This window comes from Chryseobacterium sp. AG363 (assembly GCF_003610675.1).
Taxonomy (GTDB): domain Bacteria; phylum Bacteroidota; class Bacteroidia; order Flavobacteriales; family Weeksellaceae; genus Chryseobacterium; species Chryseobacterium cucumeris.
The window spans coordinates 367,585-383,103 of the sequence record NZ_RAQF01000004.1 but is presented as its reverse complement, the minus strand read 5'-3'; the positions used below and the strand labels follow the sequence as shown (position 1 = coordinate 383,103).

The following is a 15,519-nucleotide window of genomic DNA, read 5'->3' as shown; positions in this document are numbered from 1 at the left end:
TAAATTACCCGTTTGTGGTATTTTTCATAAAAGTTTTTCCTAGATAGCTGACAAATCTCACCAAAACATTTCAGCATAAAACTTGTACTTTTATAGGGAAAGGAATGAACATGATACAACCCCGTTTTAAAGACGCTCCCCATTTCAGGAACTTTTGGGAACATGGCAATGGAAAGCAACTTATAGAATTTTCCGGAGCAGAAGTGAGTTTTGAAAAATTTGAAAAATTTGCTCCCTATTTTCATCATACGGATGAGATCGGTGACGAGGTGGTAAAAGATGTTTATTTCACTAAAAAATTCCAGGAGGCTTCCAGAGAAATTGAACATTACATCAGAAATGGGGTTTCAGAAACTGATGATGTTCCTGAAAGTGTAAAAAAAATGTTCAGCCAAACTCAAAAAGTTCCGAACTGGCTGGATTATAACCTGCTTAAAAGCGGAGCTGAACTCTGCATGAGAAGCAATCTTGATTCATTAATTTCATTAAGGGATTATTGTCTGATTGGTGGTTATGATTATGCCTACCTCAACAAACCTTTAATTGTTACAGAAGCTTTGAAGAAAGGAGCTGTGAAAAGGCTTTCTGAAACATTGGACTTTTGGGTGAATGCTACCCGATACAGTGCGCTGGAAGTTCATGCAAAAGGATATGAATTTGCGATAAAAACCCGTCTGATCCATTCCTACGCAAGACTTTCCATTAAAAAACATTATAAAGACTGGGATACAGAAAACTGGGGTGAGCCTATCAATTCATGGGATATGATGGCAACGTATATCGGGTTCAGTCTGGTATTTCTTCATAGTCTTCAGAAATTGGGAAATCGTTTTTCCATCGAAGAAGAACAGGGAATTTTTCATCTCTGGAAATACGTAGGTTATCTTTTGGGAATTCCGGAGCAGCTTCTTCCTGACGATAAAAAACAGGCAACGGAATATTTTTATTTATGGACTTCTGTTCAGGCCCCTTCAGATAAAGATTCTGTTCTTCTGGCTCATTCTCTACTGGATGAATCACTGGAAAATCCCATTTTAAAATTTGAATTTCAAAGAAAAAATTTAAAATATCTACACGTCTGCTGTACCTGGTTTCTTTTGGATGACGAAGTGTGTAAAAGATTACAAATTCCGGAAGTTCCTTACAGAAATCTGTTTCCAAAATCAAAAATACTTTTCAATACAATTTATGATCAACTGGTCAGTCGAGAATCGAGAATAAAAAGAGGAAACAAGGACCAGATGAAAGTACTGGAAGATTATCTTGCAATTACCAAAGGTTCAAATTTTCATTAAAATGTTATTTGGTTTGAAGGCGCAAAGAGTTTTCATGCATTATGGAAACTTTTAAGGCACAAGAACATTTCGACTCGCTCAATATTAGATTTTCAGGAAGGAGAAAGTTCATTTTTTAGAATATTCTCTCAGATCAAACAGATAGTGCAGATTTTTATGAGTATCTGCGTAATCAGCAAAATCAGCGTGAGGTAAAAAACATATACACTACTCAATTTTATCGGGGATAAAATCCTTGCGCCTTAAAGCATAATCTATATTAAAAGAATGGCGCCTTTGCGATTTCAAATAAAAACAACTTATCTTACTTAAGTAAAAAACATTTAAAAACACTTTAGATATTACATTCCGCATGTGCTTCGTTATGAATGAGATCAGCCGTAAAAATTTATCATTTTTTAACTCTAAAAACAGCTTTCAGGAATAAATAATATTAGCTTTTGATATATAAATTATGTATTTTTGAGAAATTATTTTAATAGAGATGAGTAACATTGATGATAAGAAAAAAGCACTCGCTTTAGTGCTTGACAAGCTAGATAAAACATATGGAAAGGGAACAGTAATGACTTTAGGTGATGAATCTATAGACAATACTATCGAAGTAATTCCTTCCGGTTCTTTAGGTTTAGATATTGCTTTAGGAATAGGCGGATACCCAAAAGGAAGAATCATTGAGATATATGGTCCGGAATCTTCAGGTAAAACAACGTTGACCCTTCATGCTATTGCTGAGGCTCAAAAAGCAGGTGGTATTGCAGCATTCATTGATGCTGAACACGCTTTCGACAGAACGTATGCTGCGAAATTAGGAATTGATCTTGAAAACCTGATCATTTCTCAGCCGGACAACGGTGAGCAGGCTTTGGAAATTGCAGATAACTTAATCCGTTCAGGAGCTATTGATATCGTTGTAATTGACTCTGTTGCTGCTCTTACACCAAAAGCAGAGATTGAAGGTGAAATGGGGGATTCCAAAATGGGTCTTCATGCAAGATTGATGTCTCAGGCATTAAGAAAGCTTACCGCTACAATTTCAAGAACAAAATGTACTGTAATCTTCATCAACCAGTTGAGAGAAAAAATCGGTGTTATGTTCGGAAACCCTGAAACGACTACCGGAGGTAACGCCCTTAAGTTCTACGCTTCTGTAAGAATTGATATCAGAAAAGCAAGCGCACCTATTAAACAAGGTGATGAAGCTATCGGTAGCCGTGTGAAAGTGAAAATTGTGAAAAACAAAGTAGCACCTCCTTTCAAGCAGGCAGAATTCGATATCATGTATGGAGAAGGAGTTTCTAAAGTAGGAGAAATTCTTGATACTGCTGTAGATATGGGAATTGTGAAGAAAAGTGGTTCTTGGTTCAGCTACGAAGAGACTAAATTGGGTCAGGGACGTGATGCTGTAAAAGATGTTTTAAGAGACAATCCGGATCTTGCTGAAGAATTGGAAGCTAAGATCAAGGAAGAAATGAAAAACAAATAATTTTTCATAAAAATATAGAAAAGGCAGTCTTCGGATTGCCTTTTTTGTTTTCAAAATCAAGATTGTTTAACGCAAAGGTTTCATCTGTATGCTGTTGTAATACTTTTAGGGGAGCAAAGAGTGGAATCAATTTCATTGATTCGTACTAAGCAAACGCCTCACTCCTTTAGCAACAAAGTCGCAATCTTTTGATCCCCCTATAACCACCTTCGAATCATATACTCTTTGTGATTAAATTAAATGAAGGATCAGAAAATAAAAAAAAGAGGTCATTCCGTAGAACAACCTCTTTGAGATTTTATATTTTCAAAAAATTATTCAGCAATTTTACCCTGCAGCTGAAGTGCTCCGGTCACTTTCATTCCTTTTGTAAGCGTTTCCATTCTCATGTTCTCTTTGTTCACAAAAGCATCAATGGTGAAGAAATCTTCATTCTCTTCATTGGTAATCAGCTTCAACTTCAAAATATATCCTTTAACACTTCTATCTTCAAGCAATTCAGTTTCCTTAAAGTCTACCACCTGACCAATAAAATCAAAACATGCATAATTAGGAAGATCCTGACTTGGTGCATAGGTTGTGAAATCTTCACTCATTTTCGTCCCGTCAGGTAAATCTGTATTGGTATGAATATCAAGGATGAAAACAATTCCACTGATATTTACCTTCAGATGAGGCTGTGTCATGTAGGTATTTTTGTTTTCAGCATAATCTGTCGCAAAGAACCAAACACCAAAGGTTTCTCTGGCAGGTCCTGCTACAATCGCCTGTAAATTCAAGGCATTTTCCCATTCCCTGATTGATCTTGTTTCAAAATCCAATGTATAATCCGTTGTTACTTCCGGAATGATAATGCTTAATTCCTCCGTTAAAGTAGTTTTAAATGTTACCCCATCAAATTCTGTTTTGCTCTTAATATCCACTGGTGGATCAGAAGATTCAGACTGTGTAAGAATAGCATTCAGATACTGACCGTAATCTTTAGTCTGGAAATTCTGATGACCAAAAATTCCACTCCATGTATTCATCATGTTATGAACGTTCGATTTTCTGATGATGATTCCTGCTTCATTCGTCATTTCAGGAGCTGCAATTCCTTCTGTATTCTGGAAATAATTTTGTCCCTCAATCAATTGATGATTCATGATTGCATTATTTTCTTCATGAGAAAACTCTGCAAAACCTTTGTAAGTAATATTCTGGTTTTCGAAAATATAAGGCAACCCTGTTTTCTTCTTTTCATCACCCGCAAAGTGATACGCAAGTGAAATTCCCTTGAACTCCCCTTCCTGAATGGCCGGAGTGTGATTACCGTTATGATCAAACTGAGAATGATACAGGATAACATAAGATTTAATCTTTCCTTCCTGAAGTTCACTTTCGAACTTTTCTTCCATTTGTGCAATCGCCTGTTGTGGAGAAAGTGCATAAGCATCTTCAGTAACCATATAGGCAAAACCTTCTACCTCCCCGTTTTCTTTTTCAAAAGCAGAAATAGGCGTATACTCTCCTCTTAGCTGAAGGGCAATAGAATACACGATATAATCATTATAAATCCTGATTTTTTCATATTCTTCATTTACTTTCGGTTCTTCTACCGGCTGCGAAGAGACTTCCGGTATTGTTTGCACAACTTCTTCCACCACTTCCTCTACTACTTTTTCTTCCGGCATTTCCATTTCCTGAACCGGAGTACTTACATTTTCCTGACTGTTATTTTTCTTCTTAAAAAAATCAAAGATTCCCATACTGTTATTTATAATTGGCGGTAAATATAATAAAAGTGCTCAACAGACCCAACATAAAAAAATGCCATTGTGTCAGTGTGCTCTTTATTGTTTTGAGAATAAAAAATTCCGGCGGAGCCTTTGGCTCCGCCGGAATTTTATTAATTAGGTTTATCATCTGTAAGCTCAAATCCCCAATCTTTTCCTTTTTGGGTCGCTGGGATTCCTTTTGTCATCCAGACCGGAGCTTTAGCACCTTTAAGATAGTAATCAAAAAACTGCTGTTCCCGGATTTGAATATCTTTTCTGTTCTGGCGTTTCATAAGGTTATGATCATCACCATTATAATTCAGAAGCCATACCGGTTTTCCGAGACGGCGTAGTGCGGTAAACATTTCAATCCCCTGATACCATGGCACAGCTCCATCTTTATCATTACTCATAATAACTACCGGAGTCTGAACTTTATCAATGGTAAAAAGCGGTGAATTTTTAATATAAAGATCCGGTGCTTCCCATAAGTTTTTGCCCAATCTGCTTTGTGATTTCTCATACTGGAACTGTCTGTTCATTCCTGAAGTCCATCGGATTCCTCCATAGGCAGAAGTCATGTTAACAACAGGAGCCCCACTCCATGCAGCCGCATACATATTGGTGTGAGCAATAAGATAGGCTACCTGATAACCTCCCCAGCTTTGTCCCTGTATTCCGATTTTAGTACCATCTACCCAGGAATTTTGCTTTAGCTTTTCAACTCCTGAATTAATGTATTCCATCGCAGATTCTCCAGGAAAACCATCTGTATATGAAATATCAGGTGTGAAAACCAGATATCCGTTGCTCACAAAATAAGAAATATTTAATCTTGAAGGCGTGGGAGCTGGTGCAACATAACGGTTCAGATTGTCCGAAAGTTTTTCGTAGAAATAAACAATCATCGGATATTTTTTATTTGGATTGAAATCTTCCGGCTTGTATAAAACTCCTGTGGAAGTATTTCCTTTTGGTGTTGTCCAGTTTACCAATTCATCTGTTCCCCAGTTATATTGATTTTGCTGAGGATTGGTATTGCTTAGTTTTTGTTGTTCTGAGAAATCTGATGTTGCAAAAATATTGGGAGAATCTGTGTACGATTCTTTTACCAAAATATATTCCTCAGCATTTTTTGCTTTTTGAAGGGTTCTGTACCCCCAGACATTTTCCATCTGAATTTTTACAGGATCAGAATTCTTCTGAATGGATGTTTTAAAAATACCGTTCGCCTTAGTTGTATTATCAAACGCTGATAAATAAATAGTCGATTTTCGGTTTAAGCTTTTAATATCTTTATCCAAATCGTAAGTATCGAATGTTATCTTATTCTTACGTCCAAATCCATTGGTAATATTTCTTGGCTTTTTTGAACCATCCAGGAAAAATTCCCAAAGATCATAACGGTCTCTGATAATTACAGATTCATCATTATCTGTCCAGGATGCAATCCCGTAAGAATTTGGAAAATCCGGCATATCAAATTCTTCATCAACGAAGGAAACAGGTAGGCCTGTATTCAATGGCAGGGTTTGTTTTGTCTTCACATTATAGCTCAACCATTTCCCTTTTTCTCTGTCAAAGATCACAACAAATTTACCAAGCGGAGATACAGCTGCTGTTCCATTCAGGTTTTGAATAATTTCGGTTCTGTCTCCCGTTTTATTATCGATCAGAAAATACGTTTTCTTTGTTGCCCCTTCCCATTGTGAAGAAATCCGGTTGTTGATACTGGTAATTCCCAATGCAAATTCTGCATTTCCTTCATTCACCAATCGTAAAGTATCTAAGTCTTCACCATCAATATTTCTGAAGAAATCCGGTTTTTCTGTTTGCATTACTGCTGCATATGATTTCTTCAGATCATTTTTTAATTCTTTTAGCTGTACTGTTTGCAAATAGTCATCTCTATAGTTCCAGACATCTACTACAGCATGGTCATTCGCAATCAATGCCGTATCTTTTGCAACAGGTTTTGGAGCAACACCAAAATACAGCTGTTTTCCATTTTTACTGAATAGGGGTAATCGATTTTCAGAAATCACCCAATTCTTTTTCATCTGAGCATTCTCATTGGTGACAATTTCTTTTTTGTTTCCTTTAAAATTAAAGTAATACAACTGATACAATTTCACCAAATCATTCTGTGCAGAAGAAGTACCTACATAGGCCAACTGATTTCCATCTTCGTCAAAAGATAACTGGGAAAAGTCACCTTCCATTTCAGAAATTTTATTTACAGTTCCTTTTTGCAGATCTACTACCTGTACGGTTTGCAATGCATATTTCTTCGGCTTTGATTTGTCAGTATCTTTTTTATCCGCAGATTTTTCATCTGTTGATTCTTTTCCTTCTTTTTTATCCTTTTTTTCGTCTGGCTTTTTTGTCACAAAAACAAGCTGCTTTCCATTTTTACTGAACTCGTAGCGTACAACATTATCATAGGTTGTACTTTTTCCATCCAATAGATTTCGCACTACAAGCTGTAAAGGTTTTACATTTTTGTCTTCGTCTTTATTTTCGTCTCCGTCTTCTTTATCAGAAGCATCATCCGAAGATTTGTCTTTTATATTTTCCAAAAGATAAGCAACATAAGAACCCGCTTTTTCGGGAATTTTAAATCCCTTTACATTAGGAATTTTCTCTGTTTTATCATTGACGAAATCAACAATAGCCAGACTGTCTTTCGTTAATTTATTTTTCTTTAATTTTTTATCTTTTACCGCTTTTATATCTTTATACTGAGGTCTGATTTGAAACACAGCAAACCTGGAATCATTGGTAAAATCTACTTTTGTAGCTCTTTCAAACTTCTTTGTTGTTTTATTTTTCACAGAAAATAAAGAAAGGATAGAATTTCCTTCCTGAGCATCCACAGAATGGGCAACCCATTTACCATCATTTGAGATTTTTCTCGAGCCGATATTTTGCCAACTGTCATAAACAGAATGGTCTAAAGGCTTTTTCTGCGCATACACGAAACAAGTCATGATGAGCAGAATAAAAACTGTACATTTCAACTTCATTTTTAAAATATTTTAAGAATTAAAAATAAGGTATTTCTTTGAAAAATCCATAGGATATCCCTATTGGGCTATAAATTGGAAAAAATGTCAATCTGTCACATTCCTCCGGATGGTATTTTTTTTGAGAAATATTTGAAAATTAAAAATTATAAAATATGATGACTAAAGGAAATATTAATGTATCTGTGGAAAACATTTTCCCGCTTATTAAAAAATTTCTTTACAGTGACCACGAAATATTCTTAAGAGAATTAATCTCTAACGCAACGGATGCTACTCTAAAACTGAAGCATTTAACAAGCATTGGGGAAGCAAAAGTGGAATATGGAAATCCAAAACTTGAAGTTAAGATCGACAAAGACCAGAAAACTCTACGCATCATCGACCAGGGAATTGGTATGACGGCTGAAGAAGTTGAAAAATATATCAACCAGGTTGCTTTCTCAGGTGCTGAAGAGTTTTTGGAAAAATATAAGGATTCTGCAAAAGATTCCGGGATTATCGGACATTTTGGTCTTGGATTTTACTCTGCATTTATGGTGGCAGAAAAGGTAGAAATTCTTACAAAGTCTTACAAAGATGAACCGGCAGTACGTTGGATCTGCGATGGAAGCCCGGAATTTACTCTTGAAGAAACAACAGATAAAACAGACAGAGGAACGGAAATCATTCTTCATATTGCAGAAGATTCTGTAGAATTTTTAGAAGAAGCAAAAATCCGTGAATTGTTATTAAAATATAACAAGTTTATGCCTGTTCCGATTAAATTCGGGACTAAAACCCATACACTTCCATTACCTGAAGATGCTCCTGAAGATGCTGTGGCTGAAACAGAAGAGGTAGACAATATCATTAACAATCCGGTACCGGCATGGACGATTGCTCCAAGCGAACTGACCAATGAGGATTATATGAAGTTCTACCACGAGCTTTATCCGATGCAGTTTGAAGAACCCTTATTCAACATCCACCTGAATGTTGATTACCCTTTCAACCTTACCGGAATTTTATTCTTCCCGAAACTGAGCAACAATTTGAATATTGATAAGGATAAAATTCAATTATATCAAAACCAGGTATTTGTAACGGATGAAGTAAAAGGGATTGTTCCAGACTTCCTGATGTTGCTGAGAGGTGTAATTGATTCTCCGGATATCCCATTGAACGTTTCCCGTTCTTATCTTCAGGCAGACGGTGCTGTAAAGAAAATTTCATCTTACATCACGAAAAAAGTAGCCGATAAAATGTCTTCTCTGATTAACGAAAACCGTGAAGATTATGAACAAAAATGGAACGACATCAAGGTAGTTATTGAATACGGAATCGTTACTGAAGAAAAATTTGCTGAAAAGGCAGACAAATTCACATTGTATCCTACCACAGATGGCAAATATTTCCTTTGGGATGAATTGGTAGAGAAAATCAAACCTAGCCAAACCGATAAGGATAACAAACTGGTTGTACTATACGCTACCAATGCAGATGAACAGCATAGCTACATCCAGTCTGCGAGAGATAAAGGATATGAAGTTCTGTTATTAGATTCTCCTATTATTTCGCATGTGATTCAGAAGTTGGAAACTTCAAAAGAAAATATTTCGTTTGCAAGAGTAGATGCTGATCATGTTAATAATTTGATCAAAAAAGACGAGCCGGTAATTTCAAAATTGAATGAAACGGAAAAAGAATCATTGAAAAAGAACGTAGAAGAAGCTATTCAGGATTCAAAATTTACGGTACAGCTTGAAGATCTTGACAGCAATGATGCTCCGTTCACTATTACCCAGCCTGAATTCATGAGAAGAATGAAGGAAATGCAGGCTACAGGCGGAGGCGGTATGTTCGGAATGGAAGGTTTCCCGGAGATGTATAATCTTGTGGTGAACTCCAACAGTGAGCTTTCCAGTCAGATCTTAAAGACTGAGAATGCTGAAGAGAAGGAAAGTTTAATCAAATATGCTCTGGATCTTGCCAAGCTTTCACAAAACTTACTGAAAGGAAAAGACCTGACAGATTTTATACAGAGAAGCTATAAGCAACTTGAAAAATAATTTACAAGAGACTGTTTCATTTTGAAGCAGTCTTTTTTTATCTGAAGAAAGATTGGAAAAACGCAAGGGTGCTGTTTTTTTGAATACTAAATATTTTAGGACGTAAGGATTTTGTTTTTGACAAAATTGTGTGCTGCTAATCCAAAACTTATTGGATTTAGAAACCTATAAGGTTTAAATACCAACTCTTCCATAATCTTTAATCAATCGGAAGTTATTGTGAAATAAACGGCTAGCACTAAGAAAATTTTCAACAATTACATCAGATAATATTGGTCTTTTTAAGTCTGGTTTCCTTTTATCATTAATCTTATTCTTTATCACATATTTTTTTCTACTTTCTATTGTATAGCTTCTGCTTTTTTGCCATTTTTGTATAAAATGTCGGTCATGCAAAAAGAAAAATTACGCGTCATCAGAAAGCAAAAAGGCTATACTCAGCAACAGGTAGCTGACTTTATCGCAACAGATGTTTCCAATTATAGCAGAAAAGAAAGCGGTGATGTAAGAATTGTAAAAGATGAATGGGACAAACTTGCCCGTTTTCTGGATGTACCATTTGAGGACATTTATGAAGAGGATGAACCTGCAGTAATTATCAATAATGATCATCCTGTATTTAATGACAGATCATCTTCTGCGGGAGTAATTACTAACCAGAATAATTATGATAATATTCCGGGAGCTATCATTGAAAATCTTCAAGGCTATATTGCTCTGTTAAAAGAGGAAAATGAAAGACTGAAAGAAGAACTGAAAGGTCTCCCAAGAGGAAGAAAATAATACAGTTTCAAACTGTAGAAAATATTGATGTCACTTCATATTAATGTATGGAGTGACATTTTTTTATAATGAGATTAAATTTCATCAAATTACAATTCCTCCAATGGATCCCAGAACAGTTTTTTGAAATTTTTTATTCTGAGATTTTCCACAGTGATCCCTTCAGCTTCCAGCTTAGACTGAAATTCCGGAACAGACAGAACTCCTGAACTGGAAATTACCCGGTGAGCTGGAACATCCTTCGGACATCCTCCCATAGCTTTTCCTACATGTCTGGAATGATTAGGGTAGCCAACAGCCTTTGCTATAGCGCCATAAGTGGATATTCTTCCTTTGGGAATAAGTCTTGCCACTTCGTAGACCTGTTGTTTAAAAATCTCGTCCATATTTGTTTTCTATATTTTTGCATCATTTTTGAATTCTATCAAACTCGATGATGTTTCATTAAAAGATAAAGATATGAAAAAATCATTTTTCAGGCTGTTGAATGCAGTTAATAAAAAAGTTCTTCCAAAACTGAGTCATAAAGATCCTAATCATCTGACTAAGATGGAAAAGGGAATTCTGGCGTATCGTTATTTTGTACTGGTGAATTCATTAGATTGACTTATTTTTATGCAGATTCCACAGATTTCCACAAATAATCTTAATTGTTTTTAGTTTTTAAAACATATCTATGTTTCACTTCTAAAATAAAAAAGCGCTCCAATTAAATTGAAGCGCTGATATTGTAATCTCTTAGGAGATGTTTATTCTTAAGCGTTTTCTAAGATATAAGAGAACATCAATGGTGCACAGATGGTAGCATCACTTTCAACGATAAATTTCGGTGTAGTGATATCCAGTTTACCCCAAGTGATTTTTTCATTTGGAACAGCTCCTGAATATGAACCGTAAGATGTAGTAGAGTCAGAAATCTGGCAGAAATAAGACCAGAAAGGAATGTCATGCATTTCCATATCCTGATACAACATCGGAACAACACAAATTGGGAAATCACCTGCAATACCTCCACCAATCTGGAAGAATCCAACTCCTTTTCCTCCTGAGTTTTTAGTATACCAGTCAGCAAGGTAAGTCATATATTCGATTCCTGATTTCATTGTAGTAGCTTTAAGCTCTCCTTTGATACAGTAAGAAGCGAAGATATTACCCATTGTAGAATCTTCCCATCCCGGAACTACGATTGGTAAGTTAGCTTCTGCAGCTGCAATCATCCAGGAGTTTTCTCTAGGAATTTCATAGTACTGCTCCAATACTCCTGAAAGGATCATTTTGTACATGAATTCGTGAGGAAAATATCTTTCTCCTTTAGCTTCTGCATCTTTCCAGATTTCTACGATATGTTTTTGTAATCTTCTGAAAGCTTCTTCTTCAGGGATACAAGTATCTGTAACTCTGTTAAGACCTCTTTCCAAAAGATCCCACTCATCCTGAGCTGTTAAATCTCTATAATGAGGAACTCTTTCATAGTGAGAGTGTGCTACAAGATTCATTAAATCTTCTTCAAGGTTAGCACCTGTACAAGAGATAAAATCTACTTTTCCCTGACGGATCATTTCAGCAAGAATCTTCCCTAATTCAGCAGTAGACATTGCTCCAGCCAAAGTAATCATCATTTTTCCGCCATCTTTAAGATGTGCAACATATCCTTTAGAAGCATCCACCAATGCAGCTGCGTTGAAGTGCAGGTAATACTTTTCTATGAATTCAGTTATCGGTTTGCTCATTTTTTAAATTTTTGCAAAGATAAAACTTAAAAACGGAATGTAATCAAAGCACTTGAAGAAAGTGTGATAGAGGAGTATTTTTTATCATTTGTTAAATCCTAAAGCTGTTTTGTTGGATACATAAATGCGCAAGAGCATTCAAATTCGAGCAATATTAAATGTTCAGCAAGGATGAAGTTTAATTTTTATTGAAATATTCCCGCAGATCAAATATTTGCTCCTTATAACATATAGTATTCAAAAAAATGCGCAGCCCAAATTGAGCCACGCTTTCATTATCATTGAACTTAATAATATTCACAGAGATTTATCCTTCCCAGCGTTCCACTTTCAGGATCTCAATTTTTCTTTCTCCGTCTTTGAAAGGCCAGTTGATAATATCTCCTACTTTATACCCTACTACTGCAAGCGCAATATCCGACAGGATGGAATGTTTATTTTTTTTAAGCTTTTCTTTGGTAGATGCCACAAAAATATATTCGTGCTCAAAATCTAATGTATGATCTTTTAATGTTACTTTTCTTTCAACCGTTACAATATCGGCAGGAAGATCTCTTCTCAGCACTTGTTTTGCCTTTCTAAGCTCTTCAGCTAATCTTTTCTCTTCTCCGCTACTCACTTTTTTTCTTCTGAGTGTATCTTTTATAGCATCATAAATTCCGGTAGTTACAATAATATGATTGGACATTTTTCATTATTTTTTTAAATTAAAATGCAGTTATTCTCTGACGATCCAATGTAGAATACAGACGTATGACAGCCTTCTTCTCTAGAAAACTGCAAAAAAGTGATATATAAAATCCGGATTGATTCCCTGTCTTGGATCCTGACAGGGCTTAGATAATGAAGTCCTTAGAACTTTTCAGAAAAGAATCTGTATGAAGGTAAAGTAAAGACAGCAGCAATCCTGGCCGGCGGTGTTCTGCAGATAAAAAGATTGTTGCTGTCATTATCAATTATTATTAATTCAAACAAAGATACAGCTTAAAAACGGAATGTAGCGGCTGCACTTAAAGAAACCCTATGTAAACCTTCTTTTTGGTCATCATCAAATTTATAGGTTACTCCGTTAAACTTCATTTTGTTCAGAGTACCACCACTTAAACCAACTTTTGGTCCAATAAGGAAATTTTTACTGATCTGATATCGGTAACCAAAATCAATTTCTGCCCCGAAAGTACTTCCTGTGCCTTTTACATCTCCAGTTTTGGTAGTATAAGAAAGTACTCCCAATGCAATATCTGCAAATACTTTATGTCTGGTAGTCGAATTATCATTTGAAATAAGTCCGGAAACTCCAAAAAATGTAATATTATCCTTTGTAGTCACAGGAACAGATACAGGCATTCCATTTACATAGCCAAGCAAAAACCCGTCACTGGATGCACTATAATGAGAGTATTTTAGCCCAAGTCCAAAACCGTTATTTACCTCATAATGGGCAGCTATATCAAAGTTCAGTCCGTTTTTAAGGCCTTTTACATAGTCTTTTTCTTCCTTGCTAAGTCCGGAAATTGTTTTTGCTGTTCTCCATGCGTATCCTACGGAAGGTCTGATAGAAAATTTCTGAGCGAAAGACATGGCGGAGATTGAGAACACTCCAGCTACGATTAATTTTTTTATCATGGTTTTAAAGTTTTCAGCAAAAATAAAATTTTCTACAGAAGAAACCAATTAAAACCTGAAACGTCTGTTTTCTTTTTTGTCAGAAAGTTTTTTCTTATTATCCAGTCTTTTTTGTTTCTGCCCTTTTGAAGGCTTGGTCGCTGTTCTTTTTTTCGGAACAATGAGTGCTTTGTTTACCATTTCAAGTATTTTTTCAATGGCTTTATTTTTGTTCATCAGTTGTGTTCTGCTTTCAGATACTGAGAGGAATAAAAAACCGTCTGCATTGATTCTGTTTTTCAGTTTAAGCTGAATCAATACTTTTTCGTCTTCATTAAAAAATTCTGATGCATCTACTTTCCAAAGTACGGTAACGGCAGTCTCCACTTTATTGACGTTTTGTCCTCCTGCACCGCTGCTGCGTGAAGTTTTGAAACTGAGCTCTTTTGAAAAGTCTTTCATTTTTTTAAGATTTTGAGATACCAGAATCAACTAGAGATCTCTATTTAAATTTTTATACAAATCCAATCTGTTTACCTTCCCGTTGGGAGTTCTCGGAATTTCCCTGATGAAAATAATGTCTTTCGGCCTGTGGAAATTTTTCTCAAATGGTACTTCTGAAACTTTCCTTTTCACCTCATCAGATTCATCTCCTTCTATAATCAATATCAATTTCTGACCCAAACTTTCATCCGGCAGCCCTAAAAATATGGCTTCGTTCGGGAGTTCTTTTTTTACCAAAGCTTCAAGGGCTTCAGGAAAAATCTTTGCACCACCGGAATTAATCACATTGTCAATTCTTCCGAGAAATTTAAACTGTTTTTCATTCTTAATGTTAACTAAGTCATTAGTTTGCAATTCTTCAGCATTTATATTCGGAGCAAAGATCTTCAGACAACCTCTCTCATCCAAAGAAATAGATACATTTTCAAAAACGGTAAAATAATCTTCCTGCTCAGGCATCAATTGTTTCAAACCAATATGAGAAAGGGTTTCAGACATTCCATAGGTTTCAAAAATCCGGTTGGAAGGACTAAGGTTCATCTGCAGAATTTTACTTTTCAGACTTTCTGAAACGGCGGCACCACCAATAATCAGGTTTTTAATCAGGTGAAGTTTTTCCAGTGAGTTTTCTACCTGAAGAGGCGTCATGGCACAAAAGTCTATTTCTTCTTCCAGATTTTCAACAGGGTTTAGAGAAGGATTGGTAATTATTAATTTTAATTTTCTTTCTATAGAACGGACAACCATCATTTTACCGGAAATGTATTCTACAGGCAGGCAAAGCAATGCCGTATCTCCTTCTTTTAATCCTAAAAAATTACAGGTCATCACTGCTGAATTGACCATTTTCTTTTTTTCAATTTCAAAAATTTTCGGCACTCCTGTAGAACCAGATGTCTGGACATTTACTCCTGTTTTTTCTGAAAACCATTCTTCCAGAAAAATTTTTACTTTCTTTTCAAATTCAGTATCGAATGATAATTGATTAATATTGAGATTATTGAAGTCTATCAGCATATTTTCCGTGAATAAATTCTACAGTAAATTTAAAAAAAAATTCAAAAAATTCTTGTATGTAAAGAAAAAAGCTGTAAATTTGCACCACTAAAACAAACACAGACTCATGGTGTAGCGGTAACACTACTGATTTTGGTTCAGTCATCTGGGGTTCGAATCCCTGTGAGTCTACAAACCACTCTTTTTTAAGGGTGGTTTTTGTTTTTTTTAAAATCAATCGCAAAAGTTGGAGGTTAAACAAAAAGTTTAACTGATCTGAAAAGAA

General features: G+C 35.5%; 13 protein-coding genes and 1 tRNA gene. 6 read left to right on the top strand and 8 right to left on the bottom strand.

Going from position 1 to position 15,519, the window contains the following annotated elements:
• Positions 1-104 precede the first annotated feature (104 nt).
• Positions 105-1,295, top strand: a complete 1,191-nt coding sequence (locus DEU39_RS18025) for an oxygenase MpaB family protein (RefSeq protein WP_228436834.1) — start codon at positions 105-107, stop codon at positions 1,293-1,295.
• Between the two features lie 484 nt (positions 1,296-1,779).
• Positions 1,780-2,781 (top strand): recombinase RecA, encoded by a 1,002-nt coding sequence (recA, locus tag DEU39_RS18020; protein ID WP_062676286.1) that lies wholly within the window; start codon positions 1,780-1,782, stop codon positions 2,779-2,781.
• A 314-nt stretch (positions 2,782-3,095) separates the two neighbouring features.
• Here recA and DEU39_RS18015 read toward each other — a convergent pair whose 3' ends face one another.
• Together DEU39_RS18015 and DEU39_RS18010 are read right to left on the bottom strand one after the other, a co-directional pair.
• Positions 3,096-4,529 (bottom strand): hypothetical protein, encoded by a 1,434-nt coding sequence (locus tag DEU39_RS18015; protein WP_120232863.1) that lies wholly within the window; start codon positions 4,527-4,529, stop codon positions 3,096-3,098.
• A gap of 140 nt (positions 4,530-4,669) precedes the next feature.
• Positions 4,670-7,564 (bottom strand): prolyl oligopeptidase family serine peptidase, encoded by a 2,895-nt coding sequence (locus DEU39_RS18010; protein WP_120232862.1) that lies wholly within the window; start codon positions 7,562-7,564, stop codon positions 4,670-4,672.
• 158 nt (positions 7,565-7,722) lie between these two features.
• Between DEU39_RS18010 and htpG the strand changes: the two genes are divergently transcribed.
• Together htpG and DEU39_RS17995 are read left to right on the top strand one after the other, a co-directional pair.
• Positions 7,723-9,615, top strand: coding sequence for a molecular chaperone HtpG (gene htpG, locus DEU39_RS18005; RefSeq protein WP_120232934.1), 1,893 nt, complete (start codon positions 7,723-7,725; stop codon positions 9,613-9,615).
• Positions 9,616-10,005: 390 nt separating this feature from the next.
• Entirely contained in the window at positions 10,006-10,398 is a 393-nt protein-coding gene (locus tag DEU39_RS17995) for a helix-turn-helix transcriptional regulator (protein WP_120232861.1), read from the top strand.
• An 89-nt stretch (positions 10,399-10,487) separates the two neighbouring features.
• Here the strand turns inward: DEU39_RS17995 and DEU39_RS17990 are convergent, their stop codons facing one another.
• A complete protein-coding gene (locus DEU39_RS17990; protein ID WP_062676292.1) occupies positions 10,488-10,784 on the bottom strand; it encodes an MGMT family protein in 297 nt (98 codons plus the stop codon).
• 73 nt (positions 10,785-10,857) lie between these two features.
• On the opposite strand from DEU39_RS17990, the gene DEU39_RS24475 reads away from it, so the two are divergent.
• On the top strand, positions 10,858-11,004 hold the full coding sequence (locus tag DEU39_RS24475) for a hypothetical protein (protein ID WP_183037440.1): 147 nt from the start codon (positions 10,858-10,860) through the stop codon (positions 11,002-11,004).
• A 149-nt stretch (positions 11,005-11,153) separates the two neighbouring features.
• On the opposite strand, the gene DEU39_RS17980 is transcribed toward DEU39_RS24475, so the two are convergent.
• The 5 genes from DEU39_RS17980 to DEU39_RS17960 all read right to left on the bottom strand — a co-directional run bounded on the left by DEU39_RS17980 (position 11,154) and on the right by DEU39_RS17960 (position 15,254).
• Positions 11,154-12,128 (bottom strand): deoxyhypusine synthase family protein, encoded by a 975-nt coding sequence (locus DEU39_RS17980; RefSeq protein WP_047097747.1) that lies wholly within the window; start codon positions 12,126-12,128, stop codon positions 11,154-11,156.
• 307 nt (positions 12,129-12,435) lie between these two features.
• Entirely contained in the window at positions 12,436-12,816 is a 381-nt protein-coding gene (locus tag DEU39_RS17975) for a GreA/GreB family elongation factor (RefSeq protein WP_062676294.1), read from the bottom strand.
• 296 nt (positions 12,817-13,112) lie between these two features.
• Entirely contained in the window at positions 13,113-13,754 is a 642-nt protein-coding gene (locus tag DEU39_RS17970) for an outer membrane beta-barrel protein (protein WP_147367615.1), read from the bottom strand.
• Between the two features lie 48 nt (positions 13,755-13,802).
• Positions 13,803-14,195 (bottom strand): alternative ribosome rescue aminoacyl-tRNA hydrolase ArfB, encoded by a 393-nt coding sequence (arfB, locus tag DEU39_RS17965; protein WP_120232933.1) that lies wholly within the window; start codon positions 14,193-14,195, stop codon positions 13,803-13,805.
• Between the two features lie 30 nt (positions 14,196-14,225).
• Entirely contained in the window at positions 14,226-15,254 is a 1,029-nt protein-coding gene (locus tag DEU39_RS17960; protein ID WP_120232858.1) for an AMP-binding protein, read from the bottom strand.
• A gap of 100 nt (positions 15,255-15,354) precedes the next feature.
• On the opposite strand from DEU39_RS17960, the gene DEU39_RS17955 reads away from it, so the two are divergent.
• Positions 15,355-15,425, top strand: a tRNA-Gln gene (locus tag DEU39_RS17955).
• The last annotated feature ends 94 nt before the right edge of the window (positions 15,426-15,519 follow it).